The 24,306-nt window shown below is 69.2% G+C and carries 18 protein-coding genes; 5 read left to right on the forward strand and 13 right to left on the reverse strand.

From position 1 onward, the window contains the following. Nucleotides 1–257 precede the first annotated feature (257 nt). The 6 genes from V1460_RS29495 to rplU all read right to left on the reverse strand — a co-directional run bounded on the left by V1460_RS29495 (nucleotide 258) and on the right by rplU (nucleotide 8,780). The gene (locus V1460_RS29495; RefSeq protein WP_338676640.1) at nucleotides 258–2,438 is read right to left on the reverse strand and encodes a hypothetical protein; all 2,181 of its coding nucleotides are present in this window, start codon (nucleotides 2,436–2,438) and stop codon (nucleotides 258–260) included. A gap of 158 nt (nucleotides 2,439–2,596) precedes the next feature. Continuing rightward, entirely contained in the window at nucleotides 2,597–4,096 is a 1,500-nt protein-coding gene (locus V1460_RS29500) for a bifunctional cytidylyltransferase/SDR family oxidoreductase (RefSeq protein ID WP_338676641.1), read from the reverse strand. A 175-nt stretch (nucleotides 4,097–4,271) separates the two neighbouring features. Further along, nucleotides 4,272–6,437 carry a glycosyltransferase family 4 protein gene (locus tag V1460_RS29505; protein WP_338676642.1) on the reverse strand — a complete coding sequence of 722 codons (2,166 nt, stop codon included), beginning with the start codon at nucleotides 6,435–6,437 and terminating at the stop codon, nucleotides 4,272–4,274. 188 nt (nucleotides 6,438–6,625) lie between these two features. After that, nucleotides 6,626–8,062: a GTPase ObgE gene (gene obgE / locus V1460_RS29510; protein WP_338676643.1), complete on the reverse strand. Its 1,437-nt coding sequence runs from the start codon at nucleotides 8,060–8,062 to the stop codon at nucleotides 6,626–6,628. 128 nt (nucleotides 8,063–8,190) lie between these two features. Then, entirely contained in the window at nucleotides 8,191–8,445 is a 255-nt protein-coding gene (rpmA, locus tag V1460_RS29515; protein ID WP_142151933.1) for a 50S ribosomal protein L27, read from the reverse strand. 14 nt (nucleotides 8,446–8,459) lie between these two features. Beyond that, nucleotides 8,460–8,780 carry a 50S ribosomal protein L21 gene (rplU, locus tag V1460_RS29520; RefSeq protein ID WP_338676644.1) on the reverse strand — a complete coding sequence of 107 codons (321 nt, stop codon included), beginning with the start codon at nucleotides 8,778–8,780 and terminating at the stop codon, nucleotides 8,460–8,462. Nucleotides 8,781–9,174: 394 nt separating this feature from the next. On the opposite strand from rplU, the gene V1460_RS29525 reads away from it, so the two are divergent. The 4 genes from V1460_RS29525 to V1460_RS29540 all read left to right on the forward strand — a co-directional run bounded on the left by V1460_RS29525 (nucleotide 9,175) and on the right by V1460_RS29540 (nucleotide 14,515). After that, complete coding sequence (locus tag V1460_RS29525) at nucleotides 9,175–9,951, forward strand: polyprenol monophosphomannose synthase (protein WP_338676645.1); 777 nt, start codon at nucleotides 9,175–9,177, stop codon at nucleotides 9,949–9,951. A 228-nt stretch (nucleotides 9,952–10,179) separates the two neighbouring features. Then, on the forward strand, nucleotides 10,180–11,466 hold the full coding sequence (locus V1460_RS29530; RefSeq protein WP_338676646.1) for a hypothetical protein: 1,287 nt from the start codon (nucleotides 10,180–10,182) through the stop codon (nucleotides 11,464–11,466). Between the two features lie 54 nt (nucleotides 11,467–11,520). Beyond that, on the forward strand, nucleotides 11,521–12,123 hold the full coding sequence (locus tag V1460_RS29535; protein ID WP_338676647.1) for an acyltransferase: 603 nt from the start codon (nucleotides 11,521–11,523) through the stop codon (nucleotides 12,121–12,123). A 127-nt stretch (nucleotides 12,124–12,250) separates the two neighbouring features. Continuing rightward, a complete protein-coding gene (locus V1460_RS29540) occupies nucleotides 12,251–14,515 on the forward strand; it encodes a glycosyltransferase family 4 protein (protein WP_338676648.1) in 2,265 nt (754 codons plus the stop codon). A gap of 72 nt (nucleotides 14,516–14,587) precedes the next feature. Here the strand turns inward: V1460_RS29540 and V1460_RS29545 are convergent, their stop codons facing one another. Genes V1460_RS29545 through V1460_RS29555 form a run of 3 tightly spaced genes read right to left on the reverse strand, consistent with a single transcriptional unit; the run spans nucleotide 14,588 to nucleotide 17,646 of the window. Then, nucleotides 14,588–15,973: a glycosyltransferase gene (locus tag V1460_RS29545; protein WP_338676649.1), complete on the reverse strand. Its 1,386-nt coding sequence runs from the start codon at nucleotides 15,971–15,973 to the stop codon at nucleotides 14,588–14,590. Between the two features lie 20 nt (nucleotides 15,974–15,993). Next, entirely contained in the window at nucleotides 15,994–16,548 is a 555-nt protein-coding gene (locus tag V1460_RS29550; protein ID WP_338676650.1) for a hypothetical protein, read from the reverse strand. 9 nt (nucleotides 16,549–16,557) lie between these two features. After that, a complete protein-coding gene (locus V1460_RS29555; protein WP_338676651.1) occupies nucleotides 16,558–17,646 on the reverse strand; it encodes a glycosyltransferase in 1,089 nt (362 codons plus the stop codon). Nucleotides 17,647–17,970: 324 nt separating this feature from the next. On the opposite strand from V1460_RS29555, the gene wecB reads away from it, so the two are divergent. Further along, nucleotides 17,971–19,059, forward strand: coding sequence for a non-hydrolyzing UDP-N-acetylglucosamine 2-epimerase (gene wecB, locus V1460_RS29560; RefSeq protein WP_338676652.1), 1,089 nt, complete (start codon nucleotides 17,971–17,973; stop codon nucleotides 19,057–19,059). A gap of 93 nt (nucleotides 19,060–19,152) precedes the next feature. On the opposite strand, the gene V1460_RS29565 is transcribed toward wecB, so the two are convergent. Genes V1460_RS29565 through V1460_RS29580 form a run of 4 tightly spaced genes read right to left on the reverse strand, consistent with a single transcriptional unit; the run spans nucleotide 19,153 to nucleotide 24,189 of the window. Further along, a complete protein-coding gene (locus tag V1460_RS29565) occupies nucleotides 19,153–20,436 on the reverse strand; it encodes a nucleotide sugar dehydrogenase (protein WP_338676653.1) in 1,284 nt (427 codons plus the stop codon). Next, complete coding sequence (locus V1460_RS29570) at nucleotides 20,433–22,064, reverse strand: glycosyltransferase (protein WP_338676654.1); 1,632 nt, start codon at nucleotides 22,062–22,064, stop codon at nucleotides 20,433–20,435. The genes V1460_RS29565 and V1460_RS29570 overlap by 4 nt, the downstream gene beginning before the upstream one ends. Next, nucleotides 22,061–23,074, reverse strand: coding sequence for a Gfo/Idh/MocA family oxidoreductase (locus tag V1460_RS29575; RefSeq protein ID WP_338676655.1), 1,014 nt, complete (start codon nucleotides 23,072–23,074; stop codon nucleotides 22,061–22,063). The genes V1460_RS29570 and V1460_RS29575 overlap by 4 nt, the downstream gene beginning before the upstream one ends. After that, nucleotides 23,071–24,189 carry a DegT/DnrJ/EryC1/StrS family aminotransferase gene (locus V1460_RS29580; RefSeq protein ID WP_338676656.1) on the reverse strand — a complete coding sequence of 373 codons (1,119 nt, stop codon included), beginning with the start codon at nucleotides 24,187–24,189 and terminating at the stop codon, nucleotides 23,071–23,073. Before V1460_RS29580 ends, V1460_RS29575 begins: the two co-directional genes overlap by 4 nt. Nucleotides 24,190–24,306 lie beyond the last annotated feature (117 nt).

Here is a 24,306-nt window from a genome sequence, read left to right on the forward strand (position 1 = left end):
TCGGGGTGGGAACCCCTCTCCGGACCCGAGTCGGAGTCCGGGCGGAGAGCCTGCCCCGGGTCCGGTGCGGGCTCCGGAGACAGAGCGGGCTCGTTGTACGGGACGCGCCCGCTCCCCGCGGCGGGCTCTGCGCGACTGTCGGCCATCCGCCCATCGTGCCGAGCACCCGCCGCCCGGACCGGTCGGCACGCGGAGCGGCCCGTGAGTCGGCCCCGGTCGGGGGTGGACTCACGGGCCGCATGCCGGTGGCGGTGCGATCAGCCGGTGAGAGTGCCGGTGACCTCCGCACCCTCGGTGTCCTTCGCGCTGTCTTCGGCACCGCTCGCAGAAACGCCGTTCTCCACGCCGCTGTCGACCTCCGGCTCCCGGTCGAGTTCACCGATGGCCTGGGTGCCGATGCGCTGTACCACACCCGTGTTGCGCGCCTCGGCCTTGGCCGCCAGTGCCTGGACAGCGGCGTCGAACTGCTCGATGGAGGTGGGCTCGTCGGGACCGAGCAGGTACTTCTTCAACTCGGCTCGCGCACCGGACAGCGGGTCGGCGGCCGGGGCGGACACGGCTGCCAGCAGTTGGTCGAGCTCCACCGCGCTGTTGGAGAGTATGACGGCGGCCCGCACGGCGGTGTTCTGCCGTTTGAACTCGTCGGCGCCCAGACCGGCGGAGTCCGTCACCGCGTACGGCTTGCCGCTCGCGATGAAGTCGGACACGACGCTGGAGATGTCGGAGACCATGCCGTCGGACTCGTTGAAGCAGTCGTAGAGCTTGGGCTCGGAGCCGGTCACCACCAGGTGCTCCCACCAGCCGGTGGTACGCCAGTAGGCATTGTTCCACTGCCCCCGCAGTGTCTTGACCTCGGCCAGCCGCTGGGGGTCGGCGAGGGACACCCGTGACACCTCGGCCTCGTCGCCCCCCGCGCGGCCGGGCTTGGCCAGCTCGGCGAGGCGGGCTTCGATCCGGGCCAGCTCGGCGCGGGCGGTGGCCTGAGCCGGTTGCGCGGCGGTGGCGTCCTTCGCCCACCGGGGGTCGGTGGCACGTTCGGCCGCGGCGTTCCTCACCATCGCCGTGATCCGCTGGTGGATGGCCAGGGCCTTCTTGTTGCGGATGCCGGTGAACGGGTGCGGTTTGTAGATGAGGCGCACCGGCTGCGCTGCCTCCAGCAGCCGACGGACGATGTTCTCTCCGGCGAGCAGCAGGGAGGTGTTGCCGGGGTTGTTGTCCCAGCCTTCCCAGGTGGGGGCGTAGAGGATGGTGGGGATGGGGTTCCTGGTGGTGGCCCCGGTCGTGTTCCTGTCGGCGGCCGTCTCGATGGGCGCGAGCTGCGGACGTCCCACCTCGACGATGTCCTCGTCGAGGACACCGACGTCGGCGAGTGCGTAGCGGTCACGGCCGGCCCGTCCGGCGGTCCAGACCTCGTCGTACACCTTGGAGAACGGGTTGACGCTGGCCAACTTGTCGCTGTCGCCATGGCCGATGAAGACGTGCTTCATGGTCGGCACCCGCAGCATGTGGATGTTCTTGCCGACGTTGGCCGGGTAGAGCGTGACGCGGATCGTGTCCAGGTTCATCGCCATGAGGTGCTGCCCGCCGGGGATGCACAGCACGGGCACGGAGGTCTCGTTGAGCTTCCTGACGAGACCCCGCTCGCGCATGATGATGATCGGCCTGCCCTCCAGTTGTTCCATGGCCTCCAGCCACATGTTGACCTGGTAGGCGGACTCGTTCGAGCCGGAGAAGTACAGCGCGACGGTGGGCTGGTACTCGCCCAGCCACTTCTGCACGGCCTTGAGCACGGCGGCCGACGACGGCACCCGGCGACCGCGGCGCAGGTAGGGCACGAGGGCGGCGGTATAGACCAGCCCGAGGCCGATGGTGACCGCGACACCGACGTATCCGACGAGGTCGTTGCCGGTGGCGGCGGCGATGATCACGCAAGCCATGGCCGGGATGTCCAGGTGCAGCATCTTCTCGCCGGAGCGGCGCAGCAGGGCGCGCGGCGGGGCGTCGGGGATGCGTACGGCGTGCAGGTCGACATTGCGCGTGACGACCGGCATGGTCCTGCGCAGTCGGATCAGGGTGGTCAGCGCGCCCTGCGGGGCCTGAAGGCCGTAGAAGAGCAGGAAGCAGGCGACCGCGGCGTAGAACAGCGGCTGCTCGGCGAGGCCCAGACGGGCGAGCAGCAGGATCAGCAGCAGTTCGCGGAGCAGGAAGCGGATCGGCAGACCCGCCCTGACCTTGCTCAGTCGGTTGACCAGGTAGCTGCCGCGCTGGTGCAGATACCAGTCGGCCGCGTAGGTCACGACCGTGGAAACGGCGAACATCCAGAGGTTCGGGATCAGCGCGGCGCCCAGCACGCAGAGATAGCCGAGCGGCATGAGTACTGCCGCGGTCAGCTCTGACCGGCTGCCTACTCGCGCCAGTCGAATGGCGGTCGAAATCACGAAGAACCTGCCTTCCAAACTGCCGTGGTTCACAATCGCAGGAATTTGTGAAGGCAGTGCTTCACGCGATCGGGCCCCCTATCGCCTAAGCACTGAGCCGAGGCAATACAGAGGCCCGATGAGCGATTAACGATCTTAGCGGCGATAGCGCTGGATTATTACACATCTTCCTGTCGGTCGAGCACGGACGCCAGGGCCTGCTCGAACCCGCTGGCCTCACTGGCCTCACGGGTCGGGTCCTGCTGCCGCACGTCGATGACGTGCCCGGTCATTTCGGACAGCAGCACGTCCAGCGAGGTCCGGGCCACGGCCTCGGAGGACAGCAGCGATCCCTCCGGCTCCTGACCGAACGCCTTGGTGCGCATGGGCGTCGCAGTGCGTTCCGGATTGACGCAATTCACACGGATTCCATCGGTCGCCCATTCGTCGGCGAGCGCCTGGGTCAGATTCACCATGGCAGCCTTCGTCGACGAGTAAAGGCTGTACTCAGCGCGGCCACGGGTGTAGCTGGAAGAGGTGTAGAGGAGCAGCTGCCCCTTGGTCTCGACAAGATACTTGTAGGATGCACGCGCAATCTGGACAGGTGCCAGGTAATTGACGTTCAACGCTTCCTGGATAGTCGCGTTGTCGGTCTCGGCGAGCCTTCCGATGCGCAGGACACCCGCGGTGTTGATGACGTAGTCGACCCGGCCGCTCTCGGCATAGGCGCGGGACAGCGCGTCGTCCACATGCTCCGGGTTCTCCACATGCGTGCCGGTGGTGGAGCGGCCGAGGGCGTAGACGTTGGCGCCGTACTGCTCGGCGAGCGCCGCGATGTCGGCGCCGATGCCGTACGAGCCACCGAAGACGACCAGGGTCTTGCCCTGCAGCAGCTCCCGGTACGCGGCCTCGCCGGCTTGGCGCGGGGCGGCGGTCGAGGCCAGTTGGAAGAGCTTGTCCGCGATGAAGACGTCGACCGGCTGGGTCACCTTCATGTTGTACTCGTCACCCGCGACGACGTAGATCGGCACGTCGGGCAGGTACTTGAGCACCACGCTGCAGTCGTCCGTCGCCTGGAAGTTGGGGTCGCCCGCGGCGATCTCGTAGGCCCTGCGGATCGTGGAGAGCTTGAACGCCTGCGGAGTCTGACCGCGACGCAGCCGGGACCGGTCCGGGACGTCGGTGATGAACTCGCCGTCCTCACCGTGGGTGCGGGTCACGATGATCGTGTCCGCCGAGGGGATGGCGACGTCCACGGCCTGGTAGCGGTCGAGAGCCTGAACGCAGTCCGCGATCACTCGCTGCGACAGAAGCGGACGCACCGCGTCATGGAAGAGGACATTGGCGTCCTCGCCGTCGGCGAGACCCTCGCCCAGCGCGGCGATCGCCCGCTCGGTCGTCTCGTTGCGGGTGGCCCCGCCCTCGATGACCTTCCTGACCTTGGTGAGACCCGCCTTGGCGATGATCTTCTCGACATCAGGCACAAAACCCGGCGCCATCAGCACGATCACATCATCGATGGACTCGGCCTGCTCGAAGATCGTGAGGGTGTGCTCGATGACGGCCTTGCCCGCGATCTTCAGCAGCTGCTTGGGGATCGCGAGGCCCACCCGCTGACCGGTACCCCCGGCCAGCACGACAGCTGTGGTGCGGGTCTTGGCTTCATACGGCACGGACACAGACGACCTCTACCTTGTATTGATGGGAGACCGTGTGATGGTCGCACTCAGCGTGACTGTCCCGCAAGGCAGGCCTGGCGACCTCCCCACCCTCACGACACCGGCCGTTAACCCCATGGACAGGCGGATTTGGGCGGATTGACCGCACCCACCGGGTGACCGATCCCACACGCCGTCACAGCTGGCCGTCGACGACGTTGATGGCCAGGTCATTCGCCGCTACGTAATAGACACGCACCGTCACAGGCTTCGGGGAAGTCCGACGCATCCAGCGCATGGCCCGGGCGACATTCCGCGCGAAAAGGCCGGACGAGCCCGCCTTCGGCAGTCTGCTCACCGGATAGGTGAAGACACCGGCCTTGGCGACGACGTCGTCCAAGACCTTCGCGAGTTTCACCGGATCTGAACCGGGTGTGTACCGGACATACAGATCCCACACCTCGTTCGCCTCGTACAGCCGGGCGACCAGGTCGTCGAGCGGGAAGCGGAATCGGAAGTGCCCGCTGCCACGGCTGCGACCGGGGAAGACGAGTTCGGCCGGCTCACCGCGCCGACGGAGCAGCAGTCGGGGCTCGCCGGCGGCACCTTCGGAAGCGGCGACTCCGGCCATGTGCCCGTCGAGGGTGATGGCGCCGCCGACGACGGTGACGGTGTCCACTTCGGCGTGAGCGGGGCGCAGCCACGCCCGGAAGCCGAGCAGCTTGTCATTCCGGCCCGCGTAGGGGAGCAGATGCCGGACGGGACCGACCCGCTCCCCCGCGCGCATCGCAGCGCGCAGGTCCAGGGCACGCGCGCGCAGCCGCACCGGCCCCGCCGTGTGCGGCAGTTCGGCGAAGCACTCCCAGACGCCCTCGGCGAACTCCTCTTCCCCGGCCGCCCCGACCGTGGCGGTGCCGTCGTCCGCGAACGGGTACACACGCTCCTCACCGGCCGCATTCACGCAGAGCAGACGGCTCACCTCGGGTGAGCCGGGAGCGGTGCTGAAGCGGAGCGTGCCGTCCGCACCGGCGGTGCAGTCGACAACCGGGGTCCTGGGTGCCTTCTCGGCGCCGAAGGCGCCCCTTTCAGGCACGGCAGGCACGGCACGGGCACCGGTCACGGCAGCCGGTGCGGACGTATCGTCCGCACCGGCTCGCGTGGCATCACCGGTGCCGACGCGGGTGCCCACGCGAGCACGGGCGCCGGTTCGCTCGTCGGCTCGGACACGTAGCTCGGCGAACAGTTCCTCGTACCGCTCGGCGACCCGCTCCGGGCTGAACCGCCGGGCGTTGCGCATCGCCGCGGCCCCCATGCTGCGCCGCAACTCCTCGTCGTCGATGAGGAGTACCAGCGCTTTCGCCACCGCCTCGACATCGCCGACGGGTACCAGCAGTCCGTCGGTCCCGTCCTGCAGAATCTCCCGCGGCCCGTAGTCGCAGTCGGTACTCACCACGGGCAGTCCGCAGCGCATCGCTTCGACCAGGGTCATACCGAAGGACTCGTGCCGCGAGGTGGAGGCGGCGATCGCGCCCTTGGCCCACTCCGGCTCGATCGGTGAGTGCGGACCCATGAAGTGGACGCAGTTGTAGAGGCCTAGGCGGTCGGCCAGCCGGCGGAGCTTGTCCCCCTGGTTGCCCCAGCCGTAGATCCGCAACTCCCAGTCGGGACGTTCGGCGACGACCTTGCCGAAAGCCTCGATGAGCACGTCGTACTGCTTCTCGCCGGCCAGCCTGCCGGCCGCCACGATCGTCCTGCCGGTCCCGTCCGACGGCGGGACCGGGGGCTCGGGCACGCTGTTGGGGATGGCCAGTATCCGGGTGTCGGGCAGCGGCATCCGCTCGCGCCACACGGCCGCGTCGCCTTCGGATACGGTCACGAAGGCGTCGAGCGCGGCGAGGTGTTCACGCATCTCGGCGCGCAGCTCCGCCTTGTGGTGGTTGTGCGTCATGTGCTCCTGGCCGATGAGCACGGCGCGCTCGGGCGCGAACCGGGACGCATAGGCGACGAGGCCCGGCCTGGTCCCGACGACCACGTCCGCGTCGGATGTCGCGTAGTGGTCGCGCACCCGCTCGTCGGAGAGTTTGCTGTACTCCTTGAACCGCGCCTCGTGCAGAGGGAAGTGCTCGGCGGGCTGGAGAGCGAGGGGGTGCTTCTTCTCGTTCGTCGGCGACTTGGACCGGGTGTCGATGAGCGGTACGACGCTGATGCGGGGGTCGATCGCGAACAGCGGCTCGTCCCGGTGCCGGAACACGGAGACGATCTCCACCTCATGGCGTCCGGCGAGCTCCTCCGCGAGATTCAGCGTGGTGCGGATGGTGCCGCCGATGCCGTAGATCGTATGGATGAGGAAGGAGACCTTCATCAACGCCCCGTTCAGTACCGGTTGGGGCTCCTGTCACCCCATCCCCGACTGCAAGACGGTGATCGCGGGCGGCGGGTTGCTCCTCGCGCGGACCCGAACAGATCTGCTGGTTTCGGTCATCGCCTGCGCACTGCGGCCACGATGACCGAAACCGGCAGAAACCGACCCATCCCGGTGAGCGGACGGAATCAGAACGGTTCGAAGTCGTCGTACTCGCGCTGCGCCTCGTCCCGCTCCGCATCCCGGTCCTTGCGGCGCTGAGCCGCGGGCCGCGGGGCCTCGAAGCGGTGGTCCTCGCCTCGACGGCCGAGCATCTCGGCCCCCGCCATCATCGTGGGCTCCCAGTCGAAGACCACGGCGTTGTCCTCGGGGCCGATGGCCACACCGTCACCCGCACGGGCACCGGCCTTCATCAGCTGCTCCTCGACACCGAGGCGGTTCAGCCGGTCCGACAGATAGCCGACTGCCTCGTCGTTGTTGAAGTCCGTCTGACGCACCCAGCGCTCCGGCTTCTCGCCGCGCACCCGGAACAGACCGTCCTCCTCCTGCGTGACCGTGAAGCCGGCGTCGTCCACGGCCTTCGGCCTGATGACGACACGGGTCGCCTCCTCCTTGGGCTTGGCGGCGCGCGCCTTGGCGACGATGTCTGCCAGCGCGAAGGACAGCTCCTTCAGTCCCGTACGGGCCACAGCGGACGCCTCGAAGACGCGGTAGCCGCGCTCCTCCAGATCCGGGCGGATCATGTCCGCGAGATCCTGGCCGTCCGGGATGTCGATCTTGTTGAGGACCACGATCCGCGGCCGGTCATCGAGACCGCCGTACTGCTTCAGCTCCTCCTCGATGACATCGAGGTCGGACACCGGATCGCGGTCGGACTCCAGGGTCGCCGTGTCCAGGACGTGCACCAGCACGGAGCAGCGCTCTACGTGCCGCAGGAACTCAAGACCGAGGCCACGGCCGTGGCTGGCGCCCGGGATCAGGCCCGGCACGTCGGCGATGGTGTAGACGGTGGAACCCGCCGTCACCACACCCAGGTTCGGCACGAGCGTGGTGAAGGGGTAGTCGGCGATCTTGGGCTTGGCCGCGGAGAGCACGGAGATCAGGGAGGACTTTCCGGCGCTGGGGTAGCCGACGAGGGCCACGTCAGCGACGGTCTTGAGCTCCAGCACGATGTCACCGGCGTCCCCGGGCTCGCCGAGCAGCGCGAAGCCGGGCGCCTTGCGCCGCGCGGAGGCCAGCGCGGCGTTGCCGAGCCCGCCGCGACCGCCCTGGGCCGCGACATAGGTCGTGCCGTGCCCGACCAGGTCGGCGAGCACATTGCCCTGGCCGTCGAGGATGACGGTGCCGTCCGGTACCGGCAGCACCAGGTCCTGGCCGTCCTTGCCGGAACGGTTGCCGCCCTCTCCGGGCTTGCCGTTGGTGGCCTTGCGATGCGGAGAGTGGTGGTAGTCGAGCAGCGTGGTCACGGACTGGTCGACGGTGAGGATCACATCGCCGCCGCGCCCGCCGTTGCCCCCGTCGGGGCCCCCGAGCGGTTTGAACTTCTCCCGGTGCACGGAGGCACAGCCGTGGCCTCCGTTACCCGCGGCGACATGCAGCTCGACGCGGTCCACGAAGGTGGTCATGGTGGTGCCTCCAGTACGGAAAAATACGTGCGGGATGTTCTCATACGTAACACGCGAAAGGCGGACCCTCTTCCCGTAGGGGAAGAGAGGTCCGCCCTCGCGAAAGAGTTCGTTCTACAGGGCCTGGATCAGGCGACCGGAACGATGTTCACGACCTTGCGGCCACGGAACGTGCCGAACTCGACCGCACCGGCCTGCAGCGCGAACAGCGTGTCGTCGCCGCCACGGCCGACGCCCGAGCCGGGGTGGAAGTGGGTGCCACGCTGGCGGACCAGGATCTCACCGGCGTTGACGACCTGACCGCCGAAGCGCTTCACGCCGAGCCGCTGAGCGTTGGAATCGCGACCGTTCCGAGTGGACGATGCGCCCTTCTTGTGTGCCATCTCTCCTCAGTCCCTTACTTCGCAGCCGTGGGGATCGCCGTGACCTTGATCGCCGTGTACTGCTGGCGGTGGCCCTGACGACGGCGGTAGCCGGTCTTGTTCTTGTAGCGAAGGATGTCGATCTTCGCGCCCTTGTGGTGGTCCACGACCTCGGCCGTGACCTTGATCCCGGCCAGCACCCACGGGTCGCTGGTCACGGCCTCGCCGTCGACAACGAGCAGGGTCGAGAGCTCGACCGTGTCGCCAACCTTGGCAGTGGAAATCTTGTCAACCTCAACGATGTCGCCGACAGCAACCTTGTGCTGGCGACCACCGCTGCGCACGATGGCGTACACGCGGATCTCACTCTCGCTCGGAACGGGAACCCCTGATGCCAGCCGCCCGCACGGGCCGATGGCCCGGGACTGTTCCGGAGTGGATGGGCGGCCTCTCCCGACCCGAGGCCGGGAGGGAGGTGCTCAGAAGTTGGTGCGCATGGAAACACACCGAGGGTCAAGGGTACGGGGCCGGGTTTGAGGGGTCAAACCGGCCCCCGGGTCACGCTCCGGCGCCGGGATCGTGCACTCGCCCGGGAAGCCCTGGCCCTGGGAGCCGCCTCTGATCTCCCGGCAGCAGAGCGGCCCGGCCCGCGCCTGCCGACCGCTCGACCACCGACGGAGGTCGTATGCTCACGCGGATGACAGCCCGGCCGTGGGATGAGCTGGTGTGGAGCACGAGGGTGGGGCAGCGGTGAGCGACGACGGCCGGCGGAATCCGGGCGCCATGGGCGATGCCATGGGTCCGGTACTGGTGATCATTCCGACGTACGACGAGGCCGACAGCCTTGAGATGATCGTCTCGCGCGTGCGCTCGTCGGTGGCCGAGGCGCACATCCTCGTCGTCGACGACAACAGCCCCGACGGCACGGGCAAGATCGCTGATGAGCTCGCCTCCACCGACACCCATGCCCATGTACTGCACCGCGAGGGCAAGGAAGGGCTGGGCACGGCATATCTCGCCGGCTTCCGCTGGGGTATCGAGCACGGCTACGAGGTCCTGGTCGAGATGGACGCGGACGGCTCCCACCAGCCCGAGGAACTGCCCCGGCTGCTGGGCGCGCTGCCCGGCGCGGACCTCGTGCTGGGCTCCCGGTGGGTGCCCGGCGGCAGCGTGGTCAACTGGCCCGCGTCGCGCAAGTTCCTCTCGCGCGGCGGCAGCCTCTACTCACGACTGCTGCTGGGCGTGCCGATCAGGGACGTCACCGGCGGCTACCGGGCCTTCCGTCGCGAGACCCTGCTGGGGCTGGGACTGGACGCGGTGGCGTCCCAGGGCTACTGCTTCCAGGTCGACCTGGCCTGGCGATCCGTCACATCGGGTTTCCGGGTCACCGAAGTCCCCATCACCTTCGTGGAACGCGAGCGCGGCGACAGCAAGATGAGTCGCGCGATCGTCGCGGAAGCCCTCTGGCGGGTCACTGCATGGGGGATCAGCAGCCGCCTCAAGCGCCTCGCGGGCGTGCGCCGCTGAGCCGGTCTTCACACGACGAACACGTCGGCCGGCCGCGTCGCAGCGCCTCGCCCGGCCGCACGGCGCGCCGAACTCATGGACCCTCGAATCGAGTTCGGCGGCAACCCCGCGCTCACCCGCCCCATTAGGACGCATTCCCGAACCTCAGATCTGTGTGCTATTTCTGTATGCGGGTCTTATTACCAGTGCGTAGCTTGTGTAGGCGCACCTTCCACTTGTGAAGAGGGAATGTCGGGATCGCAGACCAGGCAGGCCTGGGTGCCTGCCCAGCGCCCCGCACCGCCGCAGGAGCGGAGCCGACCGCAGCATCCTCAACGCCATCGGAGGGGGCCCAGGCGCAGCGCACCGGCACTCTCCCGTGCGACGGGTGCCCTGCGGCGTGCCTGGCCGGCGCTGGCGGCCTATCTCGTCGTACGCGCCCTGGGCGTGGCGGCGGTCGCGTATCGCGCCGGCGACGACGGTCCGGGCCTCGGCGCTCTCCTGACCTCGAAGTACGACACCCAGTACTACGTACACATAGCCCGGTTCGGCTACGCCGCGCCGATGACCGACGCATGCGGTGTGCAGGGCGAGTTGTGCAAGTACGCGTTCTTCCCCCTCTACCCGGCGCTCATACGCGGCGCTTCCGCAGTCCTCCCCTTACCCGTCGGCGTGGTGGCCTGGGGCATCGCGATGCTCGGCGCGCTCATGGCGGCATGGGGTGTCTACGCGGTCACCGAACGCGTGGCGGGCCGCCGCGCCGGTGTGATCGCCGCCGTGCTCTGGGGCATCGCACCGCACGCCATGGTCGAGTCCATGGCGTACACCGAGCCGCTGTTCACCGCCCTCGCGGCCTGGTCGCTCTTCGCGGCGCTCACCCACCGATGGGCCGTCGCGGGGCTGCTCGCCTGCCTCGCCGGACTGACCAGGCCCTCCGGGTCCGCGGTCGTCGCGGCGGTGGTCCTGGCGGCCGCATGGACGCTGCTCGCCCGGTCGCGTAGCCGGACACGGCCGGAGACCACGGCGAACCGGCCCCGCACCGGTGCGCTGCTGACCGCCGTCGTGGTCGCTCCGATCGGCTGGTTCGCCTGGTTCGGTTGGGTGGGCTATCGCGCGGGGAACTGGCGCGGGTACTTCCAGGTACAGGAGAAGTGGGGCAGCGCCTTCGACGGCGGTGACTTCACCCTGCACCGGATCGCCGACGTGTTCCTCAAGCTCCCGGTCGGTCTGAACGCCGTCGTGGGCACGGGCACCGTCCTGCTGTCACTGGTGGTCTTCGCGATCTGCGTCCAGCAGCGGCAGCCGACCGTGCTGCTCGTCTATGTCGGCGTGCTCCTGCTCATCGCCGTCGGCGGCGCGGGATACTTCCACTCCAAGGCGCGCTTCCTACTTCCGGCGTTCCCGCTGCTCATCCCGGCCGCCAAGGCGCTCGCGGCGACCCGGTCCTCGACCATGTACACGCTGCTCGGCGCGGCGACGCTCGTCTCCAGCGGCTACGGCGTCCACCTCATGCTCGTCTGGCCGCACTCCCCCTGACACCGTTGCGTATGCTCACCGGACAAAGCCTCCGTGCCGGAAAGAGACAGCAGCGTGAACTACAGGGTCCAGCCCACCGCCCAGGTCGACGACACCGCCGAGATCGGTGCCGGCAGCAGCGTGTGGGAGCTCGCGCAGATCCGCGAGGGCGCGCGCCTCGGCGAGGGCTGCGTGATCGGGCGCGGCGCCTACGTCGGCACGGGTGTGCGCATGGGGGACAACTGCAAGCTGCAGAACTACGCCCTCGTCTACGAGCCTGCGGAGCTCGGTGACGGGGTGTTCATCGGCCCCGCCGTCGTGCTCACCAACGACCACAACCCGCGGTCCGTCGACCCCGATGGCAAGCAGAAGCGCGGCGGTGACTGGGAGGCCGTGGGCGTGAAGATCGCCGACGGGGCGTCGATCGGCGCGCGCTCGGTGTGCGTGGCCCCGATCAGCATCGGCCGCTGGGCGATGGTCGCCGCGGGCGCCGTGGTGACCAAGGACGTGCCCGACTTCGCTCTGGTCGTCGGCGTCCCCGCCCGGCAGATCGGCTGGGTCGGCCACTCCGGCGCTCGGCTGCACGAGCGCGAGGGCGAACCGGGTCTCTGGGAGTGCCCGCGAACCGGGGCACTGTACAGGGAGAAGGACGGCCTCCTGGAGGAGCACACCCGCTGAGCGCCGGACCGTAACGGGCGCACGCCTTGGATAGTCTGGTGTCTGCTGCGCCACGTGAAGGTTCCGGTATTGACCGGCAGAGCGGCAATCCGGGCGCTCAGGGAAGTGAAAGTGCGAAGGGATCCAGATGAACAGCCAGGTGCTCTATCTCGCGCTCGGTTCATACCGGGTGCGAGCGGCAGTCGAGCATGTGAGACAACTGGCGTCCTCGGGGTCCAGGGTCGATCTCGTCGTCATCGACGCTCCTGAGTGGTCGGCCGCCGACGGCCTCGCGGAGCTGGACGGCGTGGAGATCCTCAAGCTGCGGGCCGACAAGCACGGTTCCGCATGGGGTGCGGCCAAGAAGCTGCTCGCCGACAGGTCCGGCCCGTTCACCCGGGCCGGACTGCTGATCGCGGGTGACGCGCAGGCACTGCCGGTGGCCTGGGCTGCCCAGCGCCGCAGGCCCGATCTGGAGCTGCGGCTCGAGTCCTACGACACCGCGGGCCGCGCCGCCGCCGCAGCTGACGTGGCCATGGTGACACCCTGGTATCCCTCGCCCAACAATCCGTATGCCGGGTCGTTCGTGGCGGCCTCCGCCTCGGCTGTGTCCGGGCGCGTCGGCCGGATCCAGGTCATCCACACCGAGGACTGGTCCGGCCGCGCGGACCCCGCGCTGAACGACGCCATCAAGGTCACCGTGAACCGGCTCCAGGAGCGCCGGGAACTGGTTCCCGTGCTGGACACCCCCGAGGGGGAGCTGCTCCGGGTGCCGGTGCCGCTCATAAACCGGAAGAACTACGCGCCGTGGGTCACCGCGCAGGAGACCGCCCTGCGCAAGGCGCTGCCCAAGGGCCGGATCGAGGCCCCCGTCGTGCACGCGCACACCGGAATCTACGGTGGTGTGCTGGCCACTCGGCTCGCGGCGTCCGACGCCCGTGTCGTCGTCACGGAGCACTCCTCGTTCCTGGCCAAGGTCTTCGAGCAGGCCGCGGCCCGTCGGCTCTACGCCGAGGTGCTGGAACGCGCCGACGTGTTCCTGTGCGTCAGCGAGAAGCTGCTCGGCCAGATCGCGCAGGAATTCCCCGAGCACGCGCACAAGCTGCGGGTCGTACCCAACGTGGTCGGTTTCGAGCGGTTCTCCGCCGGTCCACGCCGCGACCCCCGGATGCTGCGCTGGCTGTACGTGGGCAGACTGACCAAGCCGAAGGGCGTCCACCTCGTCCTGGAGTCCTTCGCGCAGGTGGCCCAGCGTGAGCCCGACGCCACGCTCACCATGGTCGGCCACGGCGGTCTGGAGCAGGAACTCACCGAGCGCGCAGCCGAGCTGGGTGTCGCCGACAGGTTCCGTCTGCTGCCGCCGGTGGACCCGGCCGAGGTCAACGAGCTGATGCACCAGCACGACCTGCTGGTGCACGCCAGCAAGGGCGAGACGTTCGGCATGACGGTGGTGGAGGCGGTCGCCTCGGGTCTTCCGGTACTGGTGACCCGCAGTGGCGGCCCGGAGGAGAGCCTGGCGGGCATCGAGTCCGCGGCCGGTGCGCTCATGGACGTCAGCGACGATCCCCGAGTCATCACCGATGCCTACTGGCGGCTTCGTGAGGAAGCCGACGCGCTCGACCTGGCAGGGGCGCGCAAGGTGCTTGAGGAGCGCTACGGCGCGGACGCCGTGGCCGAGCAGCTCATCGCCGCGTACGAAGGCCGGGACCTGCCCGCGCCCCAGGCCGATGCCGAGAGCACAGCCGTGGCGACCGGTTCCGCAGAGCCCGTGAAGTCCGTGGAGCCCCAGCAGTCCGTGGCACCCGATGACAGCGCCGGCTCCCCCGGAGCCGCCCATCGGACCGAACCGGTCGGCCGTGCGATCGTGCTTGCCCTCACACCGGCGAAGCCGCGCCGCATCGTCGACTTCGCCAACCACCTGGTCGAGCAGGGCGTAGAGGTCACACTGGTCACAGCGCGTGCCACGGCCCAGTGGAAGCGACTCGACCTGAGCCCCGAGATCCCGGTGCTGAGCATCGAGACAGCCGAGAAGAAGCTGCTCATCCCCCGGGGCGAGCGGTTCCTGGTCTACCGCGCTCCGCGCGCGGTACTGCGCAGGGCACGGCGGCTCGCCGCGAAGAAGCGCGACGCGATCGGTCCCGAGCTGGCGGTGGCGAAGGTGCAGCGCGTCCACACCCGGTACGCCAACGCCTTCCACAAGAAGGTCTTCAACCGGGGCTACATGGAGGTCCGCCCGCGCGTGCTGGCCAAGCTGACCCGGCGCCACGCCCAGCCCGAGCTGGACCTCGCACACATCGACCACGTCTTCGTGAGCGACATCAACTCCACGGTGACCGGCTGGAAGTGGGCCAAGGCCCACCCTCATCTGAAGGTGACCACGCACCTGGACCGCGACACATACGCCGTCGACTGAGCGATGTGAGACGGCTGAGGCCCGACCGGCATCTCCGGTCGGGCCTCAGCCGTCTCAGGCGCGCGACGCGATTCAGTCGACGATCTCGCGGAGCCGTTCCTCGAACGGGATCAGCACCGCTTCGCGCGTATAGGTGTCGGCGTGCCGGCGGGCGGCCTCACGCTGCTCCGGGCTCAGATCACGAGCCGCCTTGCCGGCCTCCACCATGGACGCGGCCAGCGCGTCCGCATCCAGGCTGTCGGCGTTGAACCAGAGCGGATAACCGTCCAGCACGTCCTGGGCCGCGATCCCCGGGGCGTGTACGGAGACGATGGGGTGCCCGAAGGCCATGTACTCGAAGATCTTGCCTGAGGTGACGTACTTGCCACCGCCCGCGAGGAACACGAGCACATCGGCGTTCTCGTACACCTGACCGACCTCGGTCTTGGAGACCGGACCGCAGTAGCGGAGCCCGGTGTCCTCGACACCCTCCGGGCGCGGTCCGTCCTGAAGGCCGAGCCGGGCCTTCAGCGCGCCGGGGCTGTTCTTGAAGAAGCCCAGATGCCCATGGATCCGGAGCTCGGCATCGGCCAGGTCCGGATGGCGCCGTGCGATCTTGAATGCCTCGGCCATCTCCTCGACCGGCTGCTTGGCCGTCAGTGTGCCGAGGTAGGCGAACCGCAGCGGGCGCTGCACGGTGGGCGGCACCGTGTCGGGCTCGGCACTGGCCACGTCCTCGGGATCCGGGGCGTCCGGGGCCTTCGGCAGTACATCGGCGTCCCAGCCGTTGGGCACCACCATCATGCGGTCGGCGACCTCGGGATAGCGCTCGGCGTGCCAGCCGCGCAGGGCCTCGTTGACGAACACGGATGCCGATGCCTTGTTCAGCATCCGCCGCTCCCAGTCCCAGGCGATATGGCCGTCCGGGAAGGCGGGCTCGTCGTGGAACAGGTCGAGCGTCCAGGAGTCGCGGTAGTCCATCACGAACGGAACACCCGTGAGCCGGTTGAAGAGCCAGGCTGCGCCGAAGGACGCGAACGGGTTGCCGGTGGCCACGACGACGTCGAAGCGCTTCTTGGTGTGCAGCTTCAGGGCACGTACGACCGAAGCCCACGCCCAGGACGAGTACCGCTCGGGGAAGAGCTTCGTCTGGCTGAACTGGTACAGCCGTCTGGCCGCCAGCGGGAAGCTGCGCCGGAGCCAGCTGAACTCCCGCAGGTCCTGCTGCCAGGTGTACAGGTTGAGCGAAGGGCGCTCGACGCGGATACGCGGGTCGACCGTCTCCGAGAGACCCTCGTCCACCGAGCCGATGACGTTGTAGAGGAAGTCGAGCGGGGCGGCACACACGGTGACGTCCCAGCCCTTCTCGACCAGGTGGTTGGCGGTCGCCCGGGCGCGGTACACACCGCTCGCTCGTGACGGCGGGAAGTAGAACGCCAGATAGAGCACACGGGGGCGCCGTTCGCTACGGCTTTTCATCAACGTTCCTCGGGTGGGGATCAGCGAGCGGCTGAGGACTGCGGGGGTACAAGTGTGTCGACGCTGTAGGAGACCCGCGGGGTTGCAAGACCCGAGGCCTCCCAGGAACGGATCAGCCCGAGAGCCCGCTGAACGGACAGCGCATCGGCCACCACCAGCATCTCGGGACCGCGGCCGTCCGGGAAGTGGCTCCGCACCATCCGGTCACCTATCCGAGGCCACAATCTGCGGTGCAGCGGCACGAAGAGCCTACGGTGGATACGGCCCGCCACTCGGCGTTCGTACGCCTTCAGAGCGCGCCGCGCCCCGCTGCCGAGTGGTCCACGGCCGACGACGCGGACAACCGCGCGCGGCACCCGGTACAGCACCAGGCGCTCCAGACGCCTCGGGAGATGGCGCGCGACGAGTTCCTCGGACGTCACCAGCTGCACGCCCGGGGCGAAGGACTGCCCCTCCCAGGACTTCTTCCGGGCGACCAGAACCACCGCCCGGCCGCCGGCACCGACGACCGCAGCGGTCTCTTCGGCCACAGCCCGTTTGCGCGAGGCGCCGAGGGCCAGGAACAGGACCTGCATGTCACTCCATCAATCGAGGGCGCCGGCCCGGTCCGCGTCCCGCTCATCGGCCGAGGGGGAATCCGGGAACCAGAGGCGGTAGTGGGTCTCGGCGACAGCTTCGTAGCCGTACCGGGCGGCCAGCGCCTCCTGCGCCCGCGCCAGGTCCAGCGAACCGGCGTCGAACCTGGCACGCAGGCGGCGGAAGCCGTCGCTGATGTGCTCGGCGTCCTCCTCGACGTCGAGGAGCTCGCCCGCCGCGTCCTCGATGCCGGCCAGGGTCTTCTCAGGGCCTCCGCAGCGGGTCACCAGAACCGGCATCCCCGCGGCTATGCCCTCGACGATGGTCATGCCGAAGGTCTCGTAGCGGCTGGGATGCACCAGGAGGTCGTGCTCCCGCATCAGGTCAAGCGCCTGCTCGTGCGGAATGGAGCCGGGCAGCCGGACCGCATCGTCCAGGCCCAGCTCGGCGACGCGCTCGGTGAGCGGCTTACGCAGCGGCCCCTCACCGACGAGGGTGAGCGTGAGGGAAGGGTCTTCGGCGTGGCACTGGGCGAATGCCTCGACCAGCCAGCGGACGCCTTTCAGTTCCACCATGGAACCGAGGTAGAGCCATCTGCGCAGATCCTTGACCGGCGACGGCCGGGGCTCATCGAAGGAGATCGGATTCGGGATGCGCATGATTCTTTCCGCATGATGCGGGAATTCCCTGCTCAGCACCTCGGTGACCTTGTCCCCCACAGCAAGGAATCCCGTGACTCGGTACAGCAGCTCGTCGTAGAGCTCGCGCGCCTCGGGGTCCTGGAAGACCCGCTCGAGGAACGAGGCGTGCTCGGTGACGAACACCCGCGCGTCAGGTCGGGCGTTCTGCAGGGCGGCCCAGCCGCTCGGAAGGCCCACATGCGCGTGCACGACCGGGGCGTCGATGGGCTTTCCGCCCAGAGCGTTGCGCAGCTGCCGCTCGTGGTTGCGGGACTGCGCACCGTAGTCCTGGCCCCGGGGGGTGCTCACGGGGAAGTGCACGAGCTCAGCGCCACCGACCGTGGGGACACGGTGCAGTGCGCTGGCGAACAGCTCGGCGTTGGCCGCCTCCACCGCTTCGGTGGTCGGCTCGTCCATCGGGGAGACCCAGGGGTCGCAGTGATAAACGACGAAACTGTCGCATCCCGGCGCTGTCGCGCCCACCATTGCCTGGACGAATGATCCCCGGAAGGGCAGCTCACGAGTGGGATACCACGGCGTGACCACAGCCGCATCCCGGGATGCTGCCTCTTCCATTGACGACTTCCTCCCGAATGCGCACGGCCGAAGCCCACATTATCATCGGGCCCAATTCGACCGGCGTTCAGCGATGCTCCGCCCAGACGGTACGGTCACCTCACGGGCTGCGGTTCCGGACCGCGTCAAGCGCCCGTTCTCCCAGGTCTCAAGGAGCAGCACACCGTGAAGGTCCTCAGCGTGGTCGGGGCGCGCCCCCAATTGGTCAAGCTCGCACCGATTGCCGCGGCGTTCGCCGGAACCGACCACCAGCATGTGATTGTCCACACAGGACAGCACTACGATGCAGATCTCTCCGACGTCTTCTTCACCGGCCTGGGCATCCCCGACCCGGACGTCCACCTGGGTATCGGCTCCGGCAGCCACGGTGTGCAGACGGGCGGTGTGCTCACGGCCATGGACCCGGTCCTGGACGCGGAGCAGCCCGACTGGGTGCTCGTGTACGGCGACACCAACTCCACCCTGGCCGGTGCGCTATCCGCCGTGAAGATGCACCTGCCGGTGGCACACCTGGAGGCGGGGCTGCGCTCCTTCAACCGGCGTATGCCCGAGGAGCACAACCGCATCCTCACCGACCATGCCGCCGACCTGCTGCTCGCACCGACCGAGGAGGCCATGCGCCACCTGGCGAACGAGGGCCTGAGCGAGCGCTCCGTGCTGGCCGGCGACGTGATGGTGGACGTGTGCCTGCGCATCCGCGACGCCGTGCTGGCCGGCGAGCATCCGAAGCCGGTGCTTCCCGAGGGCATCGACCCCGAGGCGCCGTATCTGCTGGCCACCCTGCACCGCCCCGACAACACCGACGGCCCAGAGCGGCTCGCGGCGATCCTCGATGCCCTGGCCGACCTCCCGGTGCCCGTCGCGCTGCTGGCCCACCCGCGTCTGGTGGCTCGCGCCGAGCAGCACGGGATCAAGCTGAACCGCGGTTCGCTGCACTCCGGGCGTCCGCTGCCGTACGCGGGCCTGGTCTCCGCCGTGATCGGCTCGGCCGGTGTGGTCACCGACTCGGGCGGGCTGCAGAAGGAGGCCTTCCTGCTCGACCGCGTCTGCACGACGATCCGCCCCGAGACGGAGTGGGTGGAGACGCTGGAAGGCGACTGGAACCGTCTGGTGCCGAACCCGCACGAGCTCGGCGCGGGTGAGTGGGCCGCCATCGCGACCCGGCCGGCCCCGGGCACCGACCGCGGACTCCCCTACGGCGACGGCCGGGCGGCCGAGCGTGTGGTGCGGTTCCTGGAGCAGCACAAGCGCTGACGGCTTCCCGCACGGGCGAAACGGGGCCCGGTCCCGCCTCATCGGAGGCGGGACCGGGCCCCGGTCCTGTGCGCGGTGGAAGCCCCGGCGGTCTCAGCCGCCGATGACGACGCGGCGGACGCCCTCCCAGCGGGCCGGGTCCGTGGTGCGGCGGCCGTCCACCAGGACGGTGACGTCCGGCAGGTCGGAGGCGGCCAGCTCGCGGTACTCGGCGTGGTCGGCCTGGAGGATCGCGGCCGTGACCTGCTCGCCCTGGTGCGGGGTGAGGCCGTGCGCGGTCAGCTCGTCGGCGGTGTACATCGGGTCGGAGACGAAAGGCACCGCGCCGCGCGCCTTCAGGGCCTCGACGGTCCCGAAGACACCGGAGAAGGCGGTCTCCTTGACGCCGCCCCGGTAGGCGGCGCCCAGCACCAGTACGTTGACGTCCTTCAGGTCGCCGTAGGCGGCGGCCAGCAGGTCGACGGCGTACTCGGGCATCGCCGCGTTGGCCTCGCGGGCGGCGCGCACCACGGTCGCCTCGGGGTCGTTCCACAGGTACATCCGCGGGTAGATCGGGATGCAGTGGCCGCCGACGGCGATGCCGGGCTGGTGGATATGGCTGTAGGGCTGCGAGTTGCAGGCCTCGATGACCTTCTTGACGTCGATGTCGTTCTTGTCGGCGAACCGGGCGAACTGGTTGGCCAGGCCGATGTTGACATCGCGGTACGTGGTCTCGGCGAGCTTCGCCAGCTCCGATGCCTCGGCGGTGCCCAGGTCCCAGACGCCGTTCGGCTGCGGCAGGTCGGTGCGCTCGTCGAAGTCGAGCACCTGCTCGTAGAACTCCACGCCGTGCTTGGCGGAGGCCTCGTCGATGCCGCCGACCAGCTTCGGGTAGCGGCGCAGGTCGGCGAAGACTCGGCCGGTGAGGACCCGCTCCGGCGAGAACACCAGGTGGAAGTCCTCCCCCGCGGTCAGGCCCGAGCCCTGCTCCAGCATCGGGGCCCAGCGGGTGCGGGTGGTGCCGACCGGCAGCGTGGTCTCGTACGAGACGAGGGTGCCGGGCTTGAGGCCCTTGGCGATGGCCTGCGTGGCGGAGTCCATCCAGCCGAAGTCCGGAGTGCCATCGGCGTCCACGAACAACGGGACGACGACCACGACGGCATCGGACTGCGCGACGGCGGCGGCGGTGTCCGTGGTGGCGGACAGCAGCCCGGCATCGGTGACCTGCTTCAGCTTGACGTCCAGGTCGTGCTCGCCGGGGAAGGGCTCGGTGCCGGCGTTGACCAGCTCCACGACCTTCTCGTTGACGTCGGCACCGATGACCTTGTGGCCCTTGGCGGCGAACTGCACGGCGAGCGGAAGCCCGATCTTGCCGAGCGCGACTACACAGATATTCATCGGGTCAGTTTCCTCTTCACACGGGACATCAAGTGGCGCAGCCGGCTGCCCTCACGAGGCGCGAGGGACTCCCAGAGCGGAGCCGTGGTGATCACCAGCCGGCCCTTGTCGTTCGCGTTTGCCGCGATGCGGTACGGGACCTTCTCCCGCCAGCGGCGGGCCAGGGGCAGCGGTCGGCCCAGGGTCCTCACCGGGACCTCGTACGTCGAGCCTGCCACGTCCAGATAGGCGCGCACGCCCAGCTTGGCCTTGACGGGCGGGACCGGGATCCGGGCGGTGAGCACCGTGCCCGTGCCGTCCTCCGTCGCAGCGCGGCTCAGCTCGCCCGCCGGGGCTGGGAGTTCGGTGCCGACGGGCAGCCTGCGGGCGCCGGGCTTGTCGGCACTCTTGGGCATGGCCTTGTTGGCGAGGCGGATCACGGCGTGGTCGGTCTCGCCCGCGACCGGGACACGGACCGAGAGAGCGAGTGCCAGTTCCTGGCCCTGCTGCTCCCACACCGCGGAGACCAGTCCGGTGCCGTCGGCGAGTTGCTTGGGTACGGACTCGCCGATGACCTCGAAGAGCCGGTCGGGCAGGCCGAGTGCCGGATCGCGGAAGCCGGGGTAGCGCAGATAGGCCCGCCCGTGCTCCAGCAGCATCGGCGGAGCGCCTGCCTCGGCCTCATCGGTGATGGCGCGGACCAGTTCGCTGACCGCGCCGCGCTGGGCCAGCGCGATCCGCACCCGCCGCTTGACGTCCATCGAGTCGCGCAGCGGCTCGGTGAAGTACTCGTCAGCGAGTGCGCCCACCCCGGCGCAGACCTGCACCTGGAGTGCACGGTCCAGGGCCGGGAAGTCGTCCTGGACCAACTTGGCCAGCTCCCAGGTGAAGTGGCGCTTGAACACCGCGTCACGCTGGGGACCCGCCTCGATCAGACCGGCCGTGAACTTCATGATCTCGGCGGTGCAGCGCAGCCTGGCCAGATGGTCGGCACGGTAGGTGATGTTGCTCGCGTCACCGCGCTTCACCGCGTAGTAGTACGTGTAGTCGGCGAGTACCGAGATCTTCCTCGCCCGCACGCACGCCTCGATGGTGAACGGCTGGTCGCTGCCGACCGGCACGTCCTCGGGGAAGCGCAGTTCGTACTTCTCGACCAGCTCGCGCCGGAACAGCTTGGTGTTGGCCAGCGTGAACGACAGCGCCGAGTCGTAGAGGCTGATGTCCGGGTCGCTCTTCTTGTAGAGCGCCTGGTGGACGTAGCGGCCGTTGGTGCCGACCATCTTGCCGACGACGACATCGGAGCCGTGCTCGTCGGCGCAGGCCACCATCCGCTCCAGCGCCTCTTTGCCGAGGTAGTCGTCGGAGCCGATGAAGTACACGTAACGGCCGGTGGCCACCTCAAGCGCCCGGTTGCTGGGCGCGGCGGGGCCACCGGAGTTGGCCTGGTGGATCACCTTCACGGTGCCGGGGTAGCGCTCGGCGAAACGGTCGAGCTCCCGGCCGCTGTCGTCGGTCGAGCCGTCGTCCACGGCCACGACCTCGAGCCGGTCGACCCCGATGCTCTGTCCCACCAGCGAGTTCAGGCACTCGGTGAGGTACGGCATCGTGTTGTAGACGGCGACGACGACGGTGACGTCGGGGGTGGTCAACTGGCCACGTCCTCCGGGCTCAGCTTCACCGTGGTGCCGGTGTTGGCGGAGTCGATGACCGCGGCGGCGACCTCGACGGTCCGCAGACCCTGGCGCAGGGTGCAAATGTCATCGGACTTGCCCAGCATGGTGTCCCGGAACAGCTCGTGCTCCACCAGCAGCGGCTCGCGCTTCGGGATGGCGTACCGGATCATGTCGCCCTCCGAGACACCGCGGAACGCCTGGAGGGCCTCCCACTCGGTGGTCACGGCCGCGTTCGAGTAGAACGTCAGGTCGGCGGTGAGGGTGTCGGCGATGAAGCAGCCGCGCTCTCCGGTGACCGAGGTGAAGCGCTCCTTGAGCGGGCTCAGCCAGTTGACGAGGTGGCTGACCATCGTGCCGTCGGAGAGCTTGCCGACGGCGGAGACCATGTCCTCGTGGGGCCGACCGGACTTGGAGACCGTGTGCGCGGCGATCGAGGTGTACTGCTGACCGGTGACCCAGGCCGTCAGGTCGATGTCGTGGGTGGCGAGGTCCTTGACCACGCCGACATCGGCGATCCGGTGCGGGAACGGGCCCTGGCGGCGGGTGACGACCTGGAAGACATCGCCGAGCTCACCGGACTCCAGCCGGGCGCGCAGTGAACGCAGCGCCGGGTTGCAGCGCTCGATGTGGCCGACTCCGGCCACCAGGCCGCGCGACTCGAAGGCCTCGACCAAGCGGCGGGCACCCGCGACGGTGTCCGCGACCGGCTTCTCGACCAGCGCGCCGATTCCGGCCTCCGCCAGCTTCAGGCCGACTTCCTCGTGCAGCGCGGTCGGGCAGGCGACCACGGCGTAGTCGATGCCGAGCGCGATCAGCTCCTCGACGGTGGACAGCACGGGAGCACCCTGCGCCCAGCCGTTCTTGTCCCCCATCGGGTCCACCACGGCGACCAGCTCGACGCCGTCGAGACCGGCGAGTACGCGGGCGTGGTGGCGCCCCATGGAGCCGAGGCCGATCAGCCCGGCCCGCAGTCCAGCAGCAGTCACAGGTTTTCTCCCAGCGCGTTCACGGCGGTGACGATGCGCTCAAGGTCGTTCGCGGTCAGCGAGGGGTGCACGGGCAGCGAGACGACCTCGGCCGCCGCGCGCTCGGTCTCCGGCAGGTCCCAGGTACGGCCGGCCTTCTGGTCGTGCTCCCAGAACGGCTTCAGGCGGTGGATGGGCGTCGGGTAGTACACCGCGTTGCCGATCCCGGCCTCGGTGAGCTTCGCCATGGCGGCGGCGCGGTCCCCGCGGACCCGGATCGTGTACTGGTGGTAGATGTGGCGCGCGCCCTCGGCGACGACCGGGGTGGCCACGTTCGGCGCGCTGATGTGCTCGGAGAGGTACGCGGCGTTCGCGATGCGCTGCTCGGTCCAGCCCGGCAGCTTGGCCAACTGCACCCGGCCGATGGCGGCGTTGACGTCGGTCATGCGTGTGTTGGTGCCGACGATCTCGTTGGCGTAGCGCTGCTCCATGCCCTGGTTGCGCAGCAGCCGCAGGGTGCGGGCGGTCTCGGCGTCGGCCGTGGAGATCATGCCGCCCTCAAGGCTGTGCATGTTCTTGGTCGGGTAGAAGCTGAAGGTGCCGCCTGCACCGAAGGCACCGACCGGGGTGCCGTGCAGGGCGGCGGCGTGCGCCTGGCAGGCGTCCTCGACCACGGCGAGCTTGTGCTTGTCGGCGATGGCCATGATCCGGTCCATCGCCGACGGGTGGCCGTAGAGGTGCACCGGCATGATCGCGGCGGTGCGGGGGGTGATGGCGGCCTCGACGGCGGCCGGGTCGACGCAGTACGTGTCCGGGTCGATGTCCGCGAACACGGCCTCGGCGCCGACCAGGCGGACGGCGTTGGCCGAGGCGGCGAACGAGAACGAGGGGACGATCACCTCGTCACCCGGGCCGATGTCCAGGGCCATCAGAAGGAGGTGCAGTGCGGACGTGCCGGAGTTGACGGCCACACAGTGGCGCCCCTGCACAAGCTCCGAGAAGCCCTCCTCGAACGCGGCGACCTCAGGTCCCTGTACGACCATGCCGCTGCGCAGCACGCGCACGGCGGCCTCGATCTCCTCTTCACCGATGACCGGGCGGGCAGCGGGGATGGGCTGCTCGTTGCTGCTCGGCATTGGGTCGTCCTCCTTGAACACCGCGAGAGCTCTATATGGCAGAGACTCGGGGCCTGCGGGGCGATCTGTGGGCCACGCGAACCCCTCGGCACGATGGTGCCGACGCCCTGCCGAGGA

This window comes from Streptomyces sp. SCSIO 30461, from assembly GCF_037023745.1.
Taxonomy (GTDB): domain Bacteria; phylum Actinomycetota; class Actinomycetes; order Streptomycetales; family Streptomycetaceae; genus Streptomyces.

What these genes read in the sequence shown, in the direction of transcription:
- V1460_RS29550 (WP_338676650.1), bottom strand. Translation starts at nt 16,548, where the DNA reads ATGCAGGTCCTGTTCCTGGCCCTCGGCGCCTCGCGCAAACGGGCTGTG.
- obgE (WP_338676643.1), bottom strand. Translation starts at nt 8,062, where the DNA reads ATGACCACCTTCGTGGACCGCGTCGAGCTGCATGTCGCCGCGGGTAAC.
- V1460_RS29580 (WP_338676656.1), bottom strand. Translation starts at nt 24,189, where the DNA reads ATGCCGAGCAGCAACGAGCAGCCCATCCCCGCTGCCCGCCCGGTCATC.
- V1460_RS29555 (WP_338676651.1), bottom strand. Translation starts at nt 17,646, where the DNA reads ATGGACGAGCCGACCACCGAAGCGGTGGAGGCGGCCAACGCCGAGCTG.
- V1460_RS29540 (WP_338676648.1), top strand. Translation starts at nt 12,251, where the DNA reads ATGAACAGCCAGGTGCTCTATCTCGCGCTCGGTTCATACCGGGTGCGA.
- V1460_RS29545 (WP_338676649.1), bottom strand. Translation starts at nt 15,973, where the DNA reads ATGAAAAGCCGTAGCGAACGGCGCCCCCGTGTGCTCTATCTGGCGTTC.
- V1460_RS29505 (WP_338676642.1), bottom strand. Translation starts at nt 6,437, where the DNA reads ATGAAGGTCTCCTTCCTCATCCATACGATCTACGGCATCGGCGGCACC.
- V1460_RS29530 (WP_338676646.1), top strand. Translation starts at nt 10,180, where the DNA reads ATGTCGGGATCGCAGACCAGGCAGGCCTGGGTGCCTGCCCAGCGCCCC.
- rpmA (WP_142151933.1), bottom strand. Translation starts at nt 8,445, where the DNA reads ATGGCACACAAGAAGGGCGCATCGTCCACTCGGAACGGTCGCGATTCC.
- V1460_RS29565 (WP_338676653.1), bottom strand. Translation starts at nt 20,436, where the DNA reads ATGAATATCTGTGTAGTCGCGCTCGGCAAGATCGGGCTTCCGCTCGCC.